Origin of the sequence: Nocardiopsis xinjiangensis YIM 90004 (assembly GCF_000341145.1) — a bacterium.
Lineage (GTDB): Bacteria > Actinomycetota > Actinomycetes > Streptosporangiales > Streptosporangiaceae > Nocardiopsis > Nocardiopsis xinjiangensis.
The window spans coordinates 161,582-181,951 of sequence record NZ_ANBE01000014.1; the positions used below are offsets into that span (position 1 = coordinate 161,582).

Annotated in this window: 20 protein-coding genes; 15 read left to right on the forward strand and 5 right to left on the reverse strand. The window is 67.9% G+C overall.

The window, feature by feature from the left end:
• The first annotated feature begins 5 nt into the window (after window positions 1–5).
• From D473_RS0109310 to D473_RS0109380, 15 genes are all read left to right on the forward strand, one after another.
• Entirely contained in the window at window positions 6–305 is a 300-nt protein-coding gene (locus tag D473_RS0109310) for an acyl carrier protein (RefSeq protein ID WP_083917958.1), read from the forward strand.
• Window positions 302–1,483, forward strand: a complete 1,182-nt coding sequence (locus D473_RS0109315) for an acyl-CoA dehydrogenase family protein (RefSeq protein WP_017608806.1) — start codon at window positions 302–304, stop codon at window positions 1,481–1,483. The genes D473_RS0109310 and D473_RS0109315 overlap by 4 nt, the downstream gene beginning before the upstream one ends.
• Window positions 1,480–2,301, forward strand: coding sequence for a class-II aminoacyl-tRNA synthetase family protein (locus D473_RS24500; protein ID WP_017608807.1), 822 nt, complete (start codon window positions 1,480–1,482; stop codon window positions 2,299–2,301). The genes D473_RS0109315 and D473_RS24500 overlap by 4 nt, the downstream gene beginning before the upstream one ends.
• A gap of 194 nt (window positions 2,302–2,495) precedes the next feature.
• Window positions 2,496–3,377 carry a TauD/TfdA family dioxygenase gene (locus D473_RS24505; protein ID WP_275040645.1) on the forward strand — a complete coding sequence of 294 codons (882 nt, stop codon included), beginning with the start codon at window positions 2,496–2,498 and terminating at the stop codon, window positions 3,375–3,377.
• Window positions 3,370–4,773 (forward strand): homocitrate synthase/isopropylmalate synthase family protein, encoded by a 1,404-nt coding sequence (locus D473_RS0109330; protein ID WP_017608809.1) that lies wholly within the window; start codon window positions 3,370–3,372, stop codon window positions 4,771–4,773. Before D473_RS24505 ends, D473_RS0109330 begins: the two co-directional genes overlap by 8 nt.
• A gap of 38 nt (window positions 4,774–4,811) precedes the next feature.
• Window positions 4,812–6,527 (forward strand): asparagine synthetase B family protein, encoded by a 1,716-nt coding sequence (locus tag D473_RS0109335; RefSeq protein WP_152436802.1) that lies wholly within the window; start codon window positions 4,812–4,814, stop codon window positions 6,525–6,527.
• Entirely contained in the window at window positions 6,520–7,140 is a 621-nt protein-coding gene (locus tag D473_RS0109340) for an alpha/beta hydrolase (protein ID WP_017608811.1), read from the forward strand. The genes D473_RS0109335 and D473_RS0109340 overlap by 8 nt, the downstream gene beginning before the upstream one ends.
• Window positions 7,141–7,150: 10 nt before the next feature.
• Window positions 7,151–7,396 carry an acyl carrier protein gene (locus D473_RS0109345; protein ID WP_152436803.1) on the forward strand — a complete coding sequence of 82 codons (246 nt, stop codon included), beginning with the start codon at window positions 7,151–7,153 and terminating at the stop codon, window positions 7,394–7,396.
• Entirely contained in the window at window positions 7,393–8,463 is a 1,071-nt protein-coding gene (locus D473_RS0109350; RefSeq protein ID WP_017608813.1) for a DUF2332 domain-containing protein, read from the forward strand. The genes D473_RS0109345 and D473_RS0109350 overlap by 4 nt, the downstream gene beginning before the upstream one ends.
• Window positions 8,460–9,371, forward strand: a complete 912-nt coding sequence (locus D473_RS0109355) for a beta-ketoacyl-[acyl-carrier-protein] synthase family protein (RefSeq protein ID WP_017608814.1) — start codon at window positions 8,460–8,462, stop codon at window positions 9,369–9,371. Before D473_RS0109350 ends, D473_RS0109355 begins: the two co-directional genes overlap by 4 nt.
• A 1-nt stretch (window position 9,372) precedes the next feature.
• Window positions 9,373–10,860 carry a class I adenylate-forming enzyme family protein gene (locus D473_RS0109360; protein WP_083917949.1) on the forward strand — a complete coding sequence of 496 codons (1,488 nt, stop codon included), beginning with the start codon at window positions 9,373–9,375 and terminating at the stop codon, window positions 10,858–10,860.
• 18 nt (window positions 10,861–10,878) lie between these two features.
• On the forward strand, window positions 10,879–11,610 hold the full coding sequence (locus D473_RS0109365; protein WP_017608816.1) for a phytanoyl-CoA dioxygenase family protein: 732 nt from the start codon (window positions 10,879–10,881) through the stop codon (window positions 11,608–11,610).
• A 177-nt stretch (window positions 11,611–11,787) separates the two neighbouring features.
• Window positions 11,788–12,321, forward strand: a complete 534-nt coding sequence (locus D473_RS0109370; RefSeq protein ID WP_241474745.1) for a flavin reductase family protein — start codon at window positions 11,788–11,790, stop codon at window positions 12,319–12,321.
• A gap of 524 nt (window positions 12,322–12,845) precedes the next feature.
• The gene (locus tag D473_RS0109375; protein WP_017608818.1) at window positions 12,846–13,265 is read left to right on the forward strand and encodes a MerR family transcriptional regulator; all 420 of its coding nucleotides are present in this window, start codon (window positions 12,846–12,848) and stop codon (window positions 13,263–13,265) included.
• 327 nt (window positions 13,266–13,592) lie between these two features.
• Window positions 13,593–15,041, forward strand: a complete 1,449-nt coding sequence (locus D473_RS0109380) for a SulP family inorganic anion transporter (protein ID WP_017608819.1) — start codon at window positions 13,593–13,595, stop codon at window positions 15,039–15,041.
• Between the two features lie 309 nt (window positions 15,042–15,350).
• Here D473_RS0109380 and D473_RS0109390 read toward each other — a convergent pair whose 3' ends face one another.
• From D473_RS0109390 to D473_RS0109410, 5 genes are all read right to left on the reverse strand, one after another.
• The gene (locus D473_RS0109390) at window positions 15,351–16,484 is read right to left on the reverse strand and encodes an acyl-CoA dehydrogenase family protein (RefSeq protein WP_017608821.1); all 1,134 of its coding nucleotides are present in this window, start codon (window positions 16,482–16,484) and stop codon (window positions 15,351–15,353) included.
• A 74-nt stretch (window positions 16,485–16,558) separates the two neighbouring features.
• Window positions 16,559–17,194 carry a CPBP family glutamic-type intramembrane protease gene (locus D473_RS0109395; protein WP_017608822.1) on the reverse strand — a complete coding sequence of 212 codons (636 nt, stop codon included), beginning with the start codon at window positions 17,192–17,194 and terminating at the stop codon, window positions 16,559–16,561.
• On the reverse strand, window positions 17,191–18,012 hold the full coding sequence (locus tag D473_RS0109400; protein WP_017608823.1) for a SagB/ThcOx family dehydrogenase: 822 nt from the start codon (window positions 18,010–18,012) through the stop codon (window positions 17,191–17,193). The genes D473_RS0109395 and D473_RS0109400 overlap by 4 nt, the downstream gene beginning before the upstream one ends.
• Before the next feature lie 10 nt (window positions 18,013–18,022).
• Window positions 18,023–19,390 carry a YcaO-like family protein gene (locus tag D473_RS0109405; RefSeq protein WP_017608824.1) on the reverse strand — a complete coding sequence of 456 codons (1,368 nt, stop codon included), beginning with the start codon at window positions 19,388–19,390 and terminating at the stop codon, window positions 18,023–18,025.
• The gene (locus D473_RS0109410) at window positions 19,387–20,370 is read right to left on the reverse strand and encodes a TOMM precursor leader peptide-binding protein (RefSeq protein ID WP_017608825.1); all 984 of its coding nucleotides are present in this window, start codon (window positions 20,368–20,370) and stop codon (window positions 19,387–19,389) included. The genes D473_RS0109405 and D473_RS0109410 overlap by 4 nt, the downstream gene beginning before the upstream one ends.

Genomic DNA, 20,370 nt, shown 5'->3' on the forward strand with positions numbered 1-20,370 from the left:
CCATGATGCGTATTCCCCTTGTGGGTACATCAGAGAGTGAGCCTTGCGTGCAAGAGCAGATCAGAGCCGTGATGAAGGAATTTTCGAAGTTGTCCGGGGTGGCCGGTGACATTTCTGAGGACGCCGACCTCTGGGAGGCCGGAATGGATTCCATCACGAGCGTCCAGCTCCTGCTCAGGCTCGAAGAACGTTTCCAGACGGAGCTCCCCGACTCGGTTCTGACCCGGGAGACCTTCCGGAGCATCGGTTCCTTGACCGAGGCGCTCAGCGCTCAGGTCGACCAGAAAGGGTCCCGCGCTTCATGAAGAAGACCGAGGATGAGACGGAGCCGTTGCCCAGGGACATCGAGCACGCCGGCTGGTGGGAGGCGGTCGACCGCGCCAGGCGAGTGGCGGCGGAGAACGCGACGGATGTGGACCGTGGGGCGCGATTCCCGAAAGAAGCCGTCGACGCCCTCCGGCAGGACCGGCTCTTGGCAGCGGCGGTGCCCGTCCGTTCCGGCGGCAGGGGGATGGACTTGTCGGAGCTGGTCCGAGTCGCGGAACTCCTGGCCCGGGGGTGCGGCTCCGCGGCCATGGTGTGGGCGATGCACCAGATCCAGATGGCCTGTCTGGTACGGCACCACCCGGAATCCCCCCTCCTGCCGCGCGCGGTCGAGGAGCAATGGCTCATCGCTTCCGTGACCAGCGAGGTCGGGACCGGAGGCGACTTGCGCAGCAGTGCAGCGGGTGTGGCGTCCACCGCCGGCAGTCCTGGGGAAGAGGCCTCCCTCCTCAAACAGGGAACGACCGTCTCCTATGGGGAACATGCTCAGGGCTACCTGATCACGGCGAGGCGGGAGGCGGAGGCGGACCGGGGGAACCAGGTCGCGGTGCTGGTCTCGCGTGAACAGGTGAACCTCGTCCGGACCGGGGGATGGAACACCCTCGGGATGAGGGGTACCTGCAGTCCGTCGTTCGACCTCGACACGTCCTTCGAGTACGACCAGATACTGCCCGCACCCTTCGGCGACATCGCGGCGCACACCATGACCCCGTTCTCCCACGTTCTGTGGGCCGGCGTCTGGGTCGGACTCGCGACCGAAGCGTTCCAACGTGCGGTGGCCCTGTCCCGCAAGCGCAGCCGTGGCGGGGCCGTGACGGCCCACCCCTCCCTCGCGCTCGCACACACCGAGCTGATGGGAGCGCGAGGCCGACTCACCGCTGCGGTGAGCGACATCCAGCCGGTACTGGAACGCGGAGCCGAACCCACGGTCTCCTCCGGGGCCGAGTTGAACGCCTTGAAGGTCGGAATCTCCAAGAGTGTCGGTGAGGTGGTCCGGTTGTCCATGGAGGTCTGCGGCATGGCCGGGTTCTCGGAGGACGGTCCGCACTCGGTCGCGCGGATCCTCCGCGATGTGCATTCGGCCCCGCTCATGATCGGGAACACCCGGTTGCTGGCCACCAACTCGCAACTTCTGTTGACACTGAGGGGCGACCGGTGAACCGGCCATGGACGAGTTCCGGGCTCGAAGCGGAACCCGCGGCGTGGGGTGTCGAGCTGAGCCCGAGTGAGGACGAGCGTGTCCTGGAGCTACTCCGTGCGAACATTGCACGCCGTTTCGGGCACTCCGCTGCCGAGCACTACGTCGCCCCTCCCGTCATCGCCAGATCGGCGGTGGAGCGCGCGGGTTACGCGGATTCGTTCCCGCATCTCCTCGGGACCGTACACACCGCACCCGGGGGAAGCGTTCAGGCCCCGACCGATCTGGTGCTGCCCGCGTCCGGCTGCCACCACATCTATCCCCTCGTGGCCGGCAGGACGCTCACGGAGCCCCTGATGCTCAGCTTGGAGGCGAGGTGTTTCCGGGCCGAGGACACCGAAGAGCCGGGGCGGTTGCGTTCGTTCCGGATGTACGAGGTCGTGTACCTGGGGTCGGAAGCCGAAGTGGAGACGTGGCGGGACGACGTGCTCCGAGCCGCGGCCGCTTGGCTGAGTGGACTCGGTCTGTCAGCGGAGACCGTTCCGGCCAACGACCCGTTCTTCGGGCGCACTGGACGACTCCTGGCAAGTGTTCAGCGAACCCAACGCCTCAAGTGGGAGATCACTGCCGAAGTCGCCCAGGACACCGTTCAGGCGGTCGCTTCGGCCAACGTCCACAAGGACCAGTTCGGTAAGGCTTTCGAGGTGACGGGTCCACAAGGTGCCCCTCTGCACAGCGCGTGCCTGGGGTTCGGCATGGATCGGCTGCTGTTGGCCCTGAGACATCTGTACGGATCCGAGGTCATGCATCAACTCAGACGAGCAGAGGAACACCGATGACTTCTGTACCGGAAGCCGAAACCATCCCCCCGTTTTCGCTCGACGGAGCGTGGTTCGGGGACCGACTCCAGAACGAACCGCACCGGTGGCAGGTCACAATATCCGAGGCCGTCTCACAGGAGCTGTTGGCGCTCGCCCGGGCCTCGCTCGCGAGCTCCGGTCCAGGACGGGAGCCCCTGGCACGGCCTCCGGAGATGTCGGAGCGAGGGCGGTCCCTTCTCTCCCAGGTGCGTGAATCCCTCGTGGCGGATCCCGAATTCATCCTGCTCAGGGGTTTCCCGATCGACGAGGAGCCGGAGGTGGTCGAGGCCGCCTATTGGCTCTTCGGCACGCTGATCGGGCAACCGGTGTCACAGACCCGTGACGGAGGCTTCCTGACCAGGGTCGAGGACCGGGGCGCCGATATCGGCAGTCCCACCCAACGCGGGCACCGAAGCTCCAGTGAGCTGGCCTATCACGCGGACCGTACGGACGTGATTGGGCTGCTCTGTGTCCGTCCGGCGGCCGAGGGCGGGGAGAGCAAGCTCGTCTCCAGCAAGGCTCTGCACAACATCGTGTTGGACGAGGCCCCTGAAATCCTGCCCGTTCTGTACGGAGAGTTCCCGAACGATCAGAGAGGCGAGGAACGCCCCGGACGACCCGGCTGGTGTCCTCTCCCCGTGTTCAGCTGCACCGAGGGCGACTTCGCCGCCCGTTACGTGCGACGTTTCATCGAGGACTCCCAGCGGCACAGTGACGCACCGCGGCTCACGCGATCGCAACGCAGAGCGATGGATCTCCTGGACGAGATCCTTCACCGTCCGGGCGTCGCGTTGCCGATGGACCTGAGACCGGGGGATCTCCAGCTGATCAACAACTTCCGCCTGCTCCACTCCAGGAGCGCGTTCAAGGACACGGTTGGAGAGGGGGAGGGGAGGCTGCTCCTGCGCCTGTGGCTCTCCTTCGCCGACAGCCCGAACCTTCCCCCCAGCTACGGGGAGCTCTACGGCGCTACGTCCCGCGGTGCCTACCGGGGAGGCGTGTGGCCGACCAACACCCGGAACCACGAGGAGAAACGGGGTATGCGCGGTGAGTAGCAGAACCATCCGGATCGTGGACGCGACCTTGCGTGAAGGGATGCAGGCCGCAGAGGGCACGTTCTCCACGGAACAGAGCGTCGAGGTCGCCCGCGGATTGGTGGAGTGCGGCGTCGACACCATCGAATGCGGACACCCCGCCATCGACCACACGGAGCAGCTGCGTGTAGCCGCTGTGGTCGAAGCCGTCGGCGGGCGAACACCGGTCCTGGCGCACGCCAGGGCGGTGGCGGAGGACATCGACGCCGTGGCCAAGACCGGTGCCACCTGGGTGGGGATCTTCCTCGGCGTCAACGGGATCTCACTCGACAGCCGCATGCCCGGCCGCAGCCAGGAGGAGCTCTACGGCAAGATCGAGAGCTCCATCAGCCACGCCCGGAGCCTGGGGCTTCGCGTCCGTTTCACGGTGGAGGACAGCAGCCGTACGGAGAGTGACCTGCTGGCCGAGGCCTACGGTCGCGCTCTCCGGGCAGGGGCGGAACGGATCTGTGTCGCCGACACGGTCGGGCTGCTCGAGCCTGCCGATACCGCTGAACTGATCGGTACCCTCAAGCGCCATGAGCCCGGGGTGGCCATCGAGGCGCATCTGCACGACGACCGAGGGCTGGCGTTGGCCAACGCCCTGGCGGCCATCGACGCCGGGGTCGACTGGATCTCGACCTCCGTCAACGGGTTGGGGGAACGGGCCGGCATCGTGGACCTCGGGGCGTTGCTCGCCAACTTGGACTACCGCAAGTCCCGTCCGCTCCGCGACGGACGGAAGTTGCGCGACCTGAGCCGACGTGTCGGCGCCTATGCCCGGTCCGCGCCGGACGACCGTCGGCCCGTGGTCGGCCGCAACGTCTTCCGCCATGTGTCCAAGCTTCATGTCCGTGCGGTGGAACGCGACCCGGGGACTTACGAATGGATCCCCGCCGAACAGTTCGGTGTGCAACGCACCCTCGGCCCCGACCGCCTGCCGAAGGACCCGGCCGACTGGATCGTGAAACCGCCGGTGATCTCGGCCGAGGAGCTCAAACACCACCGTGCCGGTCCCGGGGACCGATTCGTGCTCGTGGACGACAGGTTCGTTCCCGCCGCCAACCAGTACTGTATAGCCCGCCGGATCCCCAGGATGGAGTCGTACGGGACGGGGCACGTCGACGGGCACGTGCACCACTGCGACAGTCTCTTCGTTTTCCTCGGCGGCGAGAGCGATTACCGGGGACTGGCCGTCGAAGTCCACCTCGGTGAGGAGAGCTTCCCGGTGGAGAGCCCCGCCTCGGTCTTCATCCCCGCCGGGGTCGAGCACAGCTACCGTGTGGTCGACGGGACGGGAACCTACCTCAACTACGTTCTCGCCGGGGATTACAACTCCAGTCTGCTCGCACCGGTGGTCGCCGAAGGCGGTGGGTGACCGTGTGCGGCGTGGCCGGCGTCTGCCTGAATCACCGTATGAGCTGTACCGATGCGGAAAGCCTCACAGCGGATCTGCTTGCACAGCTCGAGCACAGAGGCCCGGACGGTCGCGGTCTGGCGGCTCGGAGCCGGAGCGCGCTGGGCATGGCACGCCTGCGGGTGCGCAGTGCCCCCGGTGACCGTGTTCCTTTCAGCGAGCCCGCCGACGGCATCGTTCACGCGTTCAACGGAGAGATCTACCGCGATGGTGCCGCGACCCCGCAGGGAGGCCTGGCCGAGGCACGCAGCGCCTCTCGCCCCGAACTGGTGGACGGGATGTACGCGGTGGCCAGCAGCCCTTCCGAGGACGTGCTGGAACTGGGCCGGGATCCCTTGGGGATCAAGCCGTTGTACGTCCGGGAGGGTCCGGAGGGGGTGGCGGCGGCTTCCGAAATCGTGCCCCTGATCAATGCCTTCGGGCGTGCGCCGTTGCGCTCCGAGGCGTTCGCGCAGTTCCTGCTCACCGGCCGTCGGGTGGTCGATGGAGGGACGTTCTTCGAGGGCGTCAGACCGCTCCCGCCAGGTACGCGGATGAGGGTTGCAGCGGGCCGCGTCGTCGCTTCGGCCCAGACGGAGCCCCGGCGAACCGAACCGGCCGTTCCTGCTCCGGGAGAGCTGCGGGCCAGGCTGGAGGAAGCGGTCGACCGGGTGCTCCTGGCCGATCGGCCGATCGGGCTGGCGTTGAGCGGAGGTCTCGACTCCACGATCCTGGCACGTGTTCTCGCGGGAAGGGGGCTTCGTCACCTGCCCACGGTCAGTGTCTGCCCGGAGCACACCGGGGACGGGGTGCGTTCCCTCAGCGAACTCGGCCTGGACGACGAGGTGGTGTCGACCTGGCGGCACGACTGGTCACCCTTCGGCCCTGCCGACCTGCTGGACGGATTGTCCGCTGCCGTACGGACCTTTGGTGAGCCCACCGCAATGACGAGTGTGCCGATGTACGCGGCGCTGGCGAGGTCGGCCAGGGCGCAGGGGACCACCGTGCTCCTGGTCGGTGAGGGCGCGGACGAATTGTTCGCCGGTTACAACCGTTACGTCCCCCTCTTCGCCGGCGAGATCAGCGACCCGGTGAGTTTCTACCTCTCGCGAGGACGGCTGGAGCTGGTGGGTGAGCTGCTCGGTTCCGAGGCGGCGCATGGAGCCGCAGACGCCCTCCGGTCCGCTGTCGGACGAGCCGAGACGGCTGCCGGCCGGCGCTGGGGCCGCACCCCCGGCACCATCGACGTCGTGAGGGAATTCGAATACGAGCACAGCCTCGAACCCCTGCTCCGCAGGACGGACCATCTGCTGATGGCGGAAGGGATCGAAGGGAGGGTCCCCTTCCTGCATGCCGGAGTCCCTGAGCTCTCGATCCGGTATCCGGCCCCGGCCCTCGTCCGCGGCGATTTGACCAAGGCGGTCCTTCGCGAGGAATTCGCCGACCTGTTGCCGCCCCAGCACAGGAAGAAACGCAAGCAGCCGTTCCGAGCGCCGGTGCACCAATGGCTCGGCGGTGCCGAACTGCCACGGGTCGACAGCGCTTTGGCCGGGGCAACGGAGCTGTTGCATCACGAGCTCGGTGTTCTTCCCACGGGGCTCCGGAGGTTGCGTGAGCGCTTGGCGCATGGGGACGAGACGGCGTTCACCTTCGCTTTCGCTCTGCTCTCCGCCGTGGAATGGCTGGTCTGGCTCGACCAGTCCCATGTGGAGGAAGGGGCCGTCTCTTATGCCTGATACCGGGACCACCAGTAGCAGGGACCCATGGCTCCTCGTGGCGCTGCACGGCTACGGCGGCACCGCGGACGAGATGATCCGGACCCTGTCCTCGGCCGCGGCCGGAAGGTATGACCTGGTCATAGTTGGTCCGGACGGTCCGGACCGGCCTGGGCTCGTTCCGGGCGGCAACGCCTGGTATCCGATCACCTCGCAGGAGCCACTGATCGCGCGGTGGTCACGGGAACTGGTGCCGTGGGTCGTCCGCTACGTCGAGGGCGAGCAGAGCAGACACGCCGCCCGGACGGAGAGGACCGTGCTGGTCGGTTTCTCCCAGGGCGTCTCCGTGGGCGCGGCGGTCCTCGACCACTCCAGTATCGCGCGACGTGCCGTGTTCGTGTGCGGCCGCCCTCTCGGGGAGGGGGCGAGGGAGCGGGAGGATCTGCGGCCCCGCGAGGTCTTGGTGGTGACGGGGGGCCGTGACCGGTTCGTCCGGAGCGAGGACGTGCGGTCCGACACCGCACGGCGACGGGACCGTCAGCGCTTCGCCCACGTGGAGCTTCCCGGCCTGGGCCACGATTTCAGCAACGAAGTCGCCAAGATTGCTATTGAGCACGCGACGCAAGAAGAGTAGGTTATTCTGCATGATCTCCGAAGAGAAATTCCTTGAATTGAGTCGAGAGTTCCTTGTGGAGCGACTGGGGAGTAAGGCGGAAGAAATCGATGCCAACACCGAGCTGGTTGAATCCGGGATCTTGGATTCGTTGATGGTGCTGGAGTTCTTCTTCTTCCTGGAAGGGATCACCGGAACCGCAGTCGATCCGGGATCGGCGACCGTCGAATCCCTGGCGACCCTCCGCGGTGCCTACCAGTTGGTGGTGGCCGCATGACTTCGACCATCGAACAAGTCATCGCCGGTTGCGAATGGCAGCGTGACCTGTGCCGTAAGAATGGTGCGCCGACCTACGTCGCCCTCATCAACGAGCTGATCGAGCGGCTCGGTGCGGACGACACCGTGACGGATCTCTTGACCAGCGACGGCCAGAACCCTGTTCAATCGGCCCTTTGCCTCCGATTGTTCGGTGCCGTCAACCGCATTGCCATGGATGGGTCCGAGGACTGGATCACGCGCTACTACCCCACCATGGGCGGTGAGGCCGACCCGGATCGTGTGGTTCCGGCGTTCTTCGATTTCCTGCTCGCCAACGTCGACTCCGTGCGGGAACAGATGCGTGTCGCGGTGCAGACCAATGAGGTGGGAAGGGCAGCGCCGCTTTCGGCCGCGGTGAACTACGTCGCGCACGCGACCGGACGTCCCCTCCGGCTTTTGGAAGTCGGCTCCAGCGCGGGACTCAACCTGCTCCTGGACCACTATCGGGTGGAAGGACCGCACGGCCCTTGGGGGCCCGCCGACTCCGCCCTGCGACTGGAGGGGCACTTCACCTCGGGGGAGCCGCAGGCCGCCGTTCCGGAGGTCGTCGAACGCCGCGGGTGCGATCTCAACCCGATCGACGTCCACGCTCCGGGGACCCCCAATCTCCTGCGCTCGTTCGTCTGGCCCGAGCACGTGGAGCGCGCCCGACGGCTCGAAGCCGCGCTGACCGTGGCCAGGTCGGCTCCGCCGCTCACACTCGACGCGGCGGATGCCTGTTCTTGGGTTGCCGAACATGTCGACGACCCCGAGCCCGGACGTACCACGGTGCTCTTCCACTCGATCGTTCTGCCCTACTTCGACCCGGATGAACGAGACAGGTTCTCCAAGCTCGTCCGCTCCAGGGGAGAGCAGACGGACGAGGACCGGCCCTTGGCCTGGATCTCTCTGGAGCCGAGTGAGGAGGATTCCAGCGTGGTCAACCTGATCTGCGAGATCTGGCCCATGGGCAGGAAGGTTCTGTTGGCGAGGACGACCCCGCACGGGACCCAGGTCCACTGGGATCCGCAGGAGCTCCTCACATGAGCGGGGTGGTCGGTGCGCTGGCCCACGCGGTCGGCTCCCCCACCCCGGTCACGGAGCTGCCCCACTCCGCGATACCTCCCGGGGTCGCCGATGAGCTGGTGGGCCGGGGGCAGAAGCTGTGCCCGGTAGCAGAGGACGAGATGCCGCTGGTGGAGAGCTCGGTCGGCTCATCGCTCGCTCGGGCGGACCGTGCCCCCCGCGAGGTGAGTCACGTGCTCGTCGCGACCGAGACGATGACGGCCAGTGGGACGCGGGCCGAGCACGAGCGGGTCCGGGGCCGGCTCTACCGGACGCTGGCCGGGCTCGGCCTGAGCCACGCGTCCGTGACCGCCCTGACCTTCGGCGGGTGCAGTGCGGTGATGACGGCCCTCGAATACGCGGACCTGCTGGTGGGACAGGACCCTGCCCGCTGTGTCCTCGTGGTGGCCATCGGGCGGATGCGCCGTGACGATTCCCGCGTTCTCGCACCCGCCGTCTCCGCCATCGGAGACGGTGTGGCCAGTTGCCTCGTCAAGGCGCACGGAAGGGGTTGGAGGATCCGTTGGATGCTGCGGAGGGCCTTCCTGCAGACCGCGGAGTTCGAGCAGGCCGTGGACTTCGGTCCCACACTGGTCCTTCTGGGGCGTGCTTTGCGGGACCTGCGCGGGGAGGCCGAAGAACTCGGGCTCCCCGTACGGCCGTCCTTGGTGTGCAACAACTACGGGACGCCGACGGTGCGTCTCCTCAGCAGCACGCTGAGGATCCCCCTCGATGATGTCCATCTCGAGAACATCCCTCTGCTCAGCCACCTGGGCACGCCGGACGTCCTCATCAATCTGGAGAGCCTCCCCGGCACCATGAGCGAGACGCTCGCCCTGGCCACCGGTCCCGCCGACTGTGTCCTGGCGGCCTTGGAAAGGACGGGTTGACATGTTGTTCGACGTCTATGAACAACTTGCCCGGCGTTCACCGGACCGGACCGCCCTCAGTTTTCACCGGCCACCCCATGACGGAACGGTGATGACTTGGCGGGACCTGGTGGACCGTAGCGCAGAGATCGCCGAGGACCTCGCAGCGGCCGGGGTCGCGCGCGGTGGCCGGTGCGCGGTGGTCATGGCCGACCACCCGGACCTCCTTCCGACGGTTCTCGCCGTGTGGCGGGCGGAGGCAGTCGTCGTTCCCATCGACGGCCACTGGGGAACGGACACTCTGCGTTCGGTGCTTGCGCTCAGTGATGCCGGTTTCGTGGTCGACGCGGAACAGGGCACATGCGTCGAGAACCCCGATGCGCGCGGGGACGGGCCCGCGCTGTCGCCCGACACCGCGATGATCAGCTACACCTCCGGGTCGACCTCGGACCCCAAGGGTGTGGTCCTGACCCACGGGCAGCTCCGCCACGCCTATGAAGCCGGCGGCCGGGCGTTGAGAGAGCTGTTGGGCTACTCACCGTCACGGTTCGGGGTGTCCATGCGGATGTCGGGTCTCGGGATCCTCGGCATGAACTACTTGTGGCCGGCGGTGATGGGGATACCCGTGGCTGTTCTCCCAGAACTCACCCTCATGTCCGCCAACCGGTATTGGTCGGATCTTCGGGCCCACGGCGTCGAGGCCACGTATCTGGTGCCGGCCCTGGTCGAACTGCTCAACAGAGCCGCGCCCGACGAGACAACGGAGGAGGGGCGCGAGACCGGGACGGTGGCATGCCTCAGCGGTGGTGCTCCCCTGTCGCCCACGGCGCTCGGTTTGTTCCAGGACCGGTTCCGGGCGGTGCTGCTCAACGTGTACGGGATGACGGAAGTTTCCTTCGCCGCTTTCTTCGGTGATCTCGACGTGAACGGTCGGGGCACTCTCTCCATCGGTCGCCCCGCCACGGTCGACGCACGCCTGCGGGGGATCGAAGGGCTGGTCCACGGGGCGGGCGAAGGCGAGCTCGAGCTGCGCGGGCCGGCCATGAGTTGCGGCTATTACGACAACCCTTCCGCCACGGAAGAGCTCCTCCACGACGGCTGGGTCCGTTCCGGTGACCTGGCGCGGCGTGATTCCGAAGGACGGTACTGGATCAGTGGGCGGCGGAAGGACGTGGTCCTCAAGGGCGGGTTCACCGTGTACCTGCACGAGGTCGAAGAGGTGGCGGGTCTGATGCCAGGTGTCCTGGAGAGCGCGGCCGTACGGCTGGATCTGCCCACGGGCGAGGACATCGGCCTCATCGTTCGTTCCGACCCGGCGGCGCAACTCATACCCGGGGATCTGCAGCGTGCCCTGGCGGAGAAGCTGGGCCGCCAAAGAGCTCCGCGCCGTGTGGCCGTCACCAGCGAGGCCCTTCCCCGGCTCGGTCAGGAAAAGATCAACAGGCGGGAGGCGCTGGCCCTCTGGCACCGGTTGGTGGCAGATCGGTCCTCCGGTGCGCATCAGCCCTAGAGGAAGTGAGGACAGTCCATGTCGATCGTTGACGCCGAGAAATTCAGGTCAGCCGGGTTCCAGGAACTCGGATATCGCCTTTCCGATGACGACCGATCGAGAATCCTGCAGTATTTCGACGGCCTCGACGCCCGTGACCGGATCTCCCCCGGTTTCCAGGCGCAGTACGACGGGGAAGGAGACGAGCGCAGGTTGCGTAAGCTACGCCGCCTGCTCTGGAACGATCGCAAGTTCTTCGGTCCCATCATCAACCGGCTCGGTGCCCCCGACGTGGCCGAGGCGCTCATCGGTCCGACGGCGGTGGTGATCCTGCACGCGGCCTTCCTCAAACCTGCGCACGTGGGCACACACGTGGCGCCGCATCAGGATCAGGCGTTGTGGAAGCAGGAATACCCGGGTGCGTTCAGTATGTGGACAGCCCTGACGGAGGTTTCCCCGGCCAATGGCGGGCTCCACGGTTATCCCGGGTCGCACTCGGGAGGGGTCGTGCAGCACGCCGAAGACCCTGAGCACCCCTGGCACGAGAGTTTGGCGCACGTCGTCGAGCAGTTCGGTGACCGCCATGAATTCGTCCTGCAGCCCGGTGAGTCGGCTGTCTGGGACCGCATGTTCGTGCACGGTAGTGGCCCCAACGAGTCCGAGGACGATCGCCGCGGCATGGTGGTCGTCTTCGCGGACAGCGCTGCGGAGGGTTTCCGAGCACGGGACGTCATGACCCTCGATGAGCTCCGCTCCCTGGCTGATACCTAGGGCGGAGCTCGACGCGGGAGAGCGTAGGAGTTCCTCCTGGTCCCGGCCCCGGGACCCGTCGTGTGGTGTGTGCCGATGCGATGGGCCCGGGCCCCGCTCTCTCCTGTGCGGGTCGCGGGCCCGAAGAGTGGTGGGACCGGGGGAACGAGAACCGAGGGATGAGGAAGGCAAGGCCACGTGGACATCGCAGTGGACCCGGACGAACCCGCACCTGTCTCTGAGGCCCCGGGACCCGGCGCGGAGGAATTCCGAGGGGCGATGGCGGCATTGCCGACCTCGGTCTCCATCGTGACGACCCGTGACGCGGGCGGGGTCGACCACGGGTTCACGGCCGGTTCGGTGGTCTCGGCTTCGCTCGAGCCCCCACTGGTCCTGGTGTGTCTGTCCAGAACCGCCGAATGCCATGGAGCCTTCGCCTCGTCGCCGTTCTTTGCAGTGAGTGTGGCTCGATACGAGCACGCGGAACTCGCCCGGCGGTTCGCAGCGAAGGGGACCGACAAGTTCGCCGAGGGCCGGTTCAGGCGTACCGAGTCCGGACTACTCACCATGGAGGACGCTCGGCTCCTCCTGGAGTGTCGTGTCGTGGGCCGGCATCATGTGGGTGACCACGACGTTTTCATCGGCCGGGTGCTGCGGACCCGTGTCGGGGCAGGGGAGGCCCTCGTCTTCGTCGACCGTGGATTCACGAAAACCGCCCCGTCCACCTGGTGACCGGCACGGCGTCGACCCCGGAACACGCTCGGCCCACGTGTCGGTGGCGTGAGCGCACCGGCTCGACGAGGGCGCATGTGCTGTGAGCGAGGTGTTCGGGTGCGGGGGACCGAGCAACGGTCGGCGTCTTCCTGCCTCGACCGCTGTGGCGGCGTCCCGACGGGCCATCGGCCCCTGCCCCCTCCACCGTGGAGCCCACAGCGCTGCGAATGTGTCCCACTTGAGCCTGGCACAGAGGGTTCACGCCCGGGGTCCCTCGCTGGACCCCGCTGAAGAGCCGCTGTTCGCACGAACGAAGCCGGCGATCACTCGACGCCTCCACGTGCAGACGCACCTGTCGAGCGCAGTCGATCTTGCGGCGGTCCGAGCGAGATCGCCCTTCTGTCGCGGCCGGTTGCCGGTCCAGGACGAAACCAGTAGGCCGTCCTCGATGACCGGGACAACGCGCTAGCGTTGCCTCTGAAGGGCCTTGCACGCGCACGGTCGCACGTAGGGACGGATCCGAGGACGAAGAGAGGACGGCGATGTCCAACAGCGGGCACATGCAGATCGGTGAGGTCGCTGAACGGACCGGCCTGTCCCTGCGGACCATCCGCTACTACGGCGAGGTCGGCCTGGTCGAGCCCTCGGCCCGCTCACGTGGGGGGTTCCGTCTCTACACGGAAGAGGACGCCGACCGGCTCCAGCTCATCAAGCGGATGAAGCCGCTGAGCTTCAGCCTGGAGCAGACCCGGGAGCTGCTGGAGACCTTGGACCGCCTCAACGATCCCCGGACCACACCCGAGGAACAGGCCGCTCTCAGCTCCGGCCTCGACGAATTCGAAGACTCCATCGACCGGCGCTGCCGGACTCTGCGCAAGGAACTGGCGATGGCAGAGGAGTTCGGCCAACGCCTGCGCGACGAACGCGCCCGCAGCGGACCCGCCAGCGAAGCGCACCCGTAGCCGGCCGGAGCATGCCGCGTTCGAGGGTGTGCGGTGTGCGACAAGGACGGAAAGCCTTGTTGCGCAGTGGCTCGGTCGGCTTGTGACGGGCGTCTCCTCCCGAACCCCGGAAGTCAACATTCACGTGAGGATAGAGTTTGGGGGTCGGTCGCCGACGACGTCGACCTGCGTTCCTGCCGCCCTTGGCCCCGGTCGCCTCATGCCGGGGCCGTGGCTCCGCGGCCGAACGCACCACCCGTACTTTCCGCGGCCCGCGTCCCGGGCCACCGCACCCTGTTGGATTCCATGACTCTGCCTGCCGAAACGCCCCGCACGTGGCGTTCGAAGATGCCCTCAACCGCCCAGCTGCGCGCCGACGTGCTGGCCGGCCTCGTGGTGGCCCTGGCTCTGATCCCCGAGGCCATCGCGTTCTCGCTCATCGCCGGGGTGGATCCCCGGGTGGGTCTGTACGCCTCCTTCGTCATGGCGGTCTCCATCGCCTTCCTGGGCGGGCGCCCGGCGATGATCTCCGCCGCCACCGGCGCCATGGCCCTGGTGGTCGCTCCTTTGTCCATGGAGCACGGCGTCGACCATCTGATCGCCGCGACCCTGCTGGCCGGCCTGTTCCAGATCGCCCTGGGCCTGGCCGGGGTCGCCAAACTGATGCGGTTCGTCCCGCCCAGTGTGATGACCGGGTTCATCAACGCCCTGGCGATCCTCATCTTCCTGTCGCAGATGCCTTACTTGAGCGACTTCGACGTGCCTGTCTACGCCATGGTCGCCATCGGGCTGGGCATCATCTTCGGCCTGCCCTACCTGACCAAGGTCGTGCCCGCCCCCCTGGTGGCCATCGTCGTACTCACCGTCGCCACGATCACGATGGGGATCTCGACCCGGACCGTGGGCGACGAGGGCGAGCTGCCCGACACCTTCCCCGTGCCGCTGATCCCGGACGTGCCCTTCACCTGGGACACGCTGGTCCTCATCGCCCCCTACTCCCTGACCCTGGCGCTGGTGGGGCTGATGGAGTCGCTGATGACCGCCAAGGTCGTCGACGACCGCACCGAGACCGCCTCCGACCACGGCCGTGAGGCCCGTGGGCAAGGCATCGCCAACGTCCTGGTCGGCCTCTTCGGCGGGATGCCCTCCTGCGCGATGATCGGCCAGACCATGATCAACGTCTCCTCCGGTGCCCGCACCCGTGTCTCCACGTTCCTGGCCGGGGTCTTCCTGATGCTGCTGTGCGTGGTCCTGGGCGACGTCGTGGGCCTGATCCCCATGGCGGCGCTCGTGGCGGTGATGGTCTTCGTCTCGATCGTGACCTTCGAATGGCACAGCATCGCCCCGGCCACGCTCAAGCGCATGCCCTGGAGCGAGACCCTGGTCATGGTGGTGACCGTCGTCGTGGTGGTGGCCACCGACAACCTCGCCCTGGGCGTCGTCGTGGGTGTGCTCGTGTCCATGGTTTCCTTCGCCGGCAAGGCCGCGATGCAGGCCGACGTCACCAGCGTCCTGGACCCCGAGGGCGGGACCCGGGTCTACTCGGTCAACGGCGAGGTCTTCTTCGCCTCCACCGGCGGCCTCGTCGGGCGTTTCGACTACACCGAACAGGGCCTGGACAAGGTGGTGATCGACATGTCCGGCGCCCACGTGTGGGACTCCTCGGCGGTGGCGGCCCTGGACCAGGTCACCGAACACTTCCGGCGCCACGGTGTCGAGGTGGAGATCATCGGGCTCAACCGGCCCAGCGAACGCCTGCACGCCGAGCTGTCGGGGACATTGGCCGGAGGTCACTGACCCGCCTCCACAGACGGATCGAGCGCCCCGGGAACCACCGTTCCCGGGGCGCTCGGCATGCCGTGAACCGGATTCGCCACCGCAAGGCCTCCAGGCCCTCCAACACGCCGGACCATCTCCGAGGCGGTCGAGCAATGCTCACCACCGCCGACCGCGGTCCGGCGCCTCTGCCCCCACGGCTCGTCGGGGCGTTCTTGCCGACAACGGTGCTCGAACCGGTCCTCGGCGCCCCGCGCAGTCCGGCTCGGCGGGCGGCCGACTCCGGCCCCTTCGGCCTGGAGGGATGATGCCGCGCGGGTGGTGTGCGCCTCACGTGGCGTGGCGCAGGGCGGCCGTGTCCAGGGCCTGACCGAAGCGAAGCGCACCGTACAGCGGGTAGGCGCGGGCCGTCACCTGAACGTGCTGCGTGATGGTGTGGGCATCACGCAGACGCCGTTGCAACGGATCGCCGGCGTGGACGGCTGCCCCGCCTCCGAGCTGGTGGATGCCGCCCACGACCGCGGCGGCCTCCGCGGTCGCGTGGCTCATGGCGAGTCGGCTCCGGGCCCGCACACCGGTGTCGGCGGTGTGCCCGTCCTGCGCCGTGTCCCACATCTCGCCCATGGCCTCCAGCAGGAAGGCCCGTGCGGAGTACAACCGCGCCTCGGCCCGCGCGGTTTCGATGTGTGCGAGCGAGGACCGTGCGAGCGTGTTGGGCAGGCCCAGGGACGTGGTGCCCTCCGCGCGGTCGAGCAGGTCGTTGACCGCTCCGACCGCGTTGCCGAGCGCGACCGCGGCGTAGGCGAAGGAAATATACGCGGTCAGGGGGAACAGGGAGAGCGGGGTGTCCTGACGGGGCCCGGGCCGCCCCATGTCGACCAGCCGCCGGTCGGGAACGAACACGCCCGGCCGGACGGAGAAGTGCCCGGAGGAGGTCGCGCGGAGGCCGAGCGAGTCCCAGTCGCCCTCGATGACGATGTCCGAGGTGGGTACGAAGGCGACGAGGGACCGCCCGTCGACGACCATGCCCAGGCCCATCCACTTCGCGTGCGGTGCGGCCGACCCCCACGGCCACCGGCCGGAGTCCACACACAGGCCGCCCTCGGTGAACCGGCCCGAACCTCCCGGCATCGACGCGCACGCGACCGGAGCCGTGCCGTCGAAGATCTCTCGGGCGCTGTCCTCGGCCAGGTAGTGGGTGAAGATCGAGTGTGTGGAGGACGTCGCCGGGTACCACGCCGCGCTCGCGTCTCCCTCAGCCACGGCCATCAGAGCTCGCGCGCTCGTGACCGGATCGATCTCGGGACCACCGAGTCGCGTCGGCATACCCATACGCAGCAATTCGGTGCCGATGAGCTCCGTGACGACCTCTTCGGTCAGCAAGCCGGCCCGTTCGCCCGCGTCCGCGTGGACGCGGCTGACGTCTGCGACCCTGCGCGCGCACTCTATGATCTTCTCGGTCATACCCCGATCGAATCGCGCCCGGGCGACGTTGCCCAGTCGTCTCATCGGCCGACAGGCGCACATGCGTTCATCCGTCATCCGTCCCAGGACCGGCTCGGCGGCAGATCTGGGGGAGCCGCAGGTGCCCTCCGCCGCGAAACGCGAGCTGTGGCAGACATGACCAGATTGTGCACGTAGTGGAAGAGCGCGGCCGCGAGCACGCCCCCCAGGAGCGCGAGCCCGGTCAAGGCGGCCCCCAGGAGCAGCTGATAGGGGATGACACGCCAACCGTTGCGGGGAACGTGCAGCAGTGCGAACCCCGCCATCGTCGACATCGCGGCGAGGAGGACGGGTGTTCCGGCGTGCACCAGGCCGCCCAGCGCGGCGAGTCGCCACAGCGCTTCCTCGGAGGCCGTGCAGAGCCCCGTCCACACAGGGCGCCTGGGGAGCCGCACGAACCTGCGCGGACGGCTCACCAAGCCGCCCATGACCAAGGGGAAAGCACATCCCAGCACCACCGCGACCACGCAGGCGAGGTGTGTCCAGGCGGTCACCAGCCCCGGAGGGCCGGAGCCGGCGGCCAGGAGAGCCACGGACCCGAGGGCGACCGTGGCGACCGTGTACAGGCCCTCCGGCCGCTGGCCCGCGAACCGTACCGCTGTACCCAGTGGGGGCGGGTACCGCAGCACCCAAGGCACGGCCAGGTGCATGAGGGCCAACAGGGCCGTCACCGGTCGGAGCCGTAGCCGATCAGCACCGCGTAGACAGGAGCGTCGTCGACACCGTTGTGGTCCACCATCACCTCGGTGAGCCGGGCGTCGAAGAAGCCTCCGATCGGCCGGCAGGCCAGGCCGTGGGCCGTGGCGAGCAGGAGAAGATTCTGGACCAGGTGTCCCGCCTCGGTCAGCGCGAACCGCAGTGCGCGCTGACCGTACTTGAACCGCGACCTCCAGAACGAGGCCGAGATCACGAGCTGGACGGCCGGCACCCCGGAGATGTTGGGGGCGTTCGTCGCTTCCCTCAGTGCCGCGCCGTCGACATCGCCGAGGTCGGTCAGCGCGTGTTCGAAGGGGTCGAAGTGGTAACGACCGCCGCTGCGGAGGGATTCGACGCGGCTGGGGAGCACGTAGATGTCCAGGGGATACAACGCGCCGGCGGAAGGGGTGGGCCGCAGCGAGTGTTCACCGAGCGACCCCGTCACACCGTACGAGCGCGAGAGCAGACTGGAGAGCACTCCGGCAGAGACCTCCCGCTCGTCGAACGCGTCCGCGCTGCGACGGCTCGCCAGCACCGACTCCAACGACGCCTGTGCTGGAGCGGACTCCGGAAGCGGGAGTACGGGTCTGCCCTCGTAACGCCGTGTCGACCGGGTACTCATCTGGCGCATCTCCGCCGAGCGCTCCAGGCGCGCGACGCCCGGCACGTCCCACGGGATGCTGGCGGGATAGATCTTCGATGCCTCGAAGAAATTCTCGGCGGGGTCGTCCGGTCCGGGGATCCCCGACTGGTAGACCACGTCGACCAGATTGGACGTATCGACCTCGGCCATGGCCGCTCCTTCAGGGGAAAGGGTGGGGTGTGGGGTTGACGAAGGGCTCGGTACCGGGCTCCAGCAGACCGAGTTCGACGGGGCGGCTGTGGAGGCGTTCACCGCCGAGGCAGCGACGGCGGTACCCGGCATCGAGGGGTTGCAACTGCGGGGAGAACACTTTGACCACGTGTCCGCCTGCCTCGCGTACGTCCGGGCTCGTCAGATCGACCGCGTACAGGTCGACCCCGTCCTCGTGCAGTGAGGAGATCAAGGCGTCCCGCAGCTCTCCCGGGCTCTCCGACGGCAGTATCGGCATGTCTGCCGTCCGCGAGCGGGCAGGGGAGCTGTCGAGGAACCGTGTCTTCCCGGTGAGGGCGTTGTTCGAATGCAGCGCGATGTGGTCGTCGAAGTCCTGCACGGTCTCGTCGTAATCCGAGCCGGGAGCCACGCTCTCGCCCGCGCGGCGTTTTGCGACCCCCCACGTTCGGGTGCTGACCGCCTCTGCGACGGCCTTGGTGGCGGCCGTTACCGGGGAGCTTGCGGCAGCGGCGCCCAAGCCCAGCGGTACTGCTCCTGCGAACTCGTTGCGCACCACCGCCAGGACGGTGGAGACCCCGCTGAAGGCGCTGAGGTCCACCAAGGAGACATCGAGGCCGGTCGGCGCGACGTGTTTGCTCATGTAGGCGGACAGCGCCGGGTCCGAGTCGACGTCGACCAGCGGCATCGACAGCTGCTTGTACCAGGTGATCATGACGGCGTCGCGCTCGACCAGTTCCAGCAGAGCACCCACCAGAGCTTCGTCCGGGGTGCTGCTGTAGGCCAGCCCATTGCTGGTCGCGTCGGCGATCGGGTTGACGTCCATCATGTCCGCGCGCAGGTAGACCGGCTGCGCGGGGATCCACACGAGGGCGCCGTCGGCCAGGCGGCGGCTCTGCACCCAGGGCAGCCAGGTGGACTCGGTGAACGGAACACGAGACGCGCCCGTCTGCTCGTACTGCCAGTCGGCGAACGGTTTGTACTGCTTGGGTGGGAGGCAGTCGAGTCCGCGGTCGGTCAACTCCGACCACGTGCCGTACTCCAAGCGGTCGAACGGGACCCATGCGCCGCTGTAGCGTTCCACCGCTTCGCCGATCGCGGCCAGCCGCGCGTCCCGGAGGCTGGAACCGCCGCCGCCGTTGACCTTGTTGCACCGCGTCCCGAGCAGCATCCGGGAATCGGCTGCCTCACTGCCCACCGAGAACGCGTACAGGTCCGAAGTGTCCCGTGTGCGTTCGAACAAGCGGCGGACGAGGCCGGTCACCGGAGAGACGAAGCCCGACATCACCCGTTCCGCTTGCTCTGGCGTCGTCCACGGGACGGAGCCCGCCGGTGCCGGTTCGTCGAACGCGGTGCTCACTTGTGCGCCTCCTTCGCGAACCAGACCTGCGGGTAGCCGATGCCGGCGGAGGGCGAGCAACGTTCGCACCGGGGCACACGCAGTACGCGGTGGTTCTCCAAGTCGATCGAGTCGAAGCGCAGCGAGATCGTCGACAGCTCGCCCGGTACCGTCTGCCCCGCCCGTTCCTGCAGACCGAGCCGTTCCACGACCTTGTCGACGACGAGCCCGGTCTGGATGAGGCGCAACCCCGGGTAGCGAGTGGAACTGTCGAAGACCGGCCCCACCGGTTCGGCTTCGGCCAGCGCGGAGGAGATCTCTGCGGTACCGAAATTCGAGGCCTTGCGCAGCAGGTAACACTCGTAGCAGGCCGACTGCCCGGGAACGACCCAGGGACCGACCGTGGCCTGCCCGCCGTTGAAGGCGACCACCGCCAGCCAAGGGACCTCCAGGTCCTCCGACAGCCGCTCCGCGTTCCATTCGGTCAGTACCGGGTCCTGCTCATGGCTTCCCACCACGACGGCCGGTGCCGTGATGTCGTCGTCGCGGCCGATGACCACACCCGCATCGGTCAACGACTGGTTCAGCTCCGCGTGCAGCCTGCCCGACCCCACCAAGCGGATCGGCCGGTCGCGCAGACGCGCGTGGATCTCAGCGCGTTCCACCGATCCGCCCGACCGCTGCCACAATCCGAGAACGACGGGATCGAGGTCCTGAGCCTCCGAGCCCGCCGGTGGGGACCCTTCGATGAAGAGTCCCGCAGCCACGAGCTGCGACATCAGTGTCTCGAACTGGGAGCTCTGCCCTTCGCTGATCTCGGAGGGGTCGATGTCGATCCGTCCGTCGACCGCCCTGTCGAGGAGTGCAGCGACGAATGGGCGGACACCGGGCGCGGCGCACCGGGTCACGACCCCGCCGTGCCGAACCAGGATGTCCTGGCCTCTGGCCAGAGCACGGGCCTCCGTGTTCACGAGCCAGCTTCTGCTTCCGGTCTCATACAT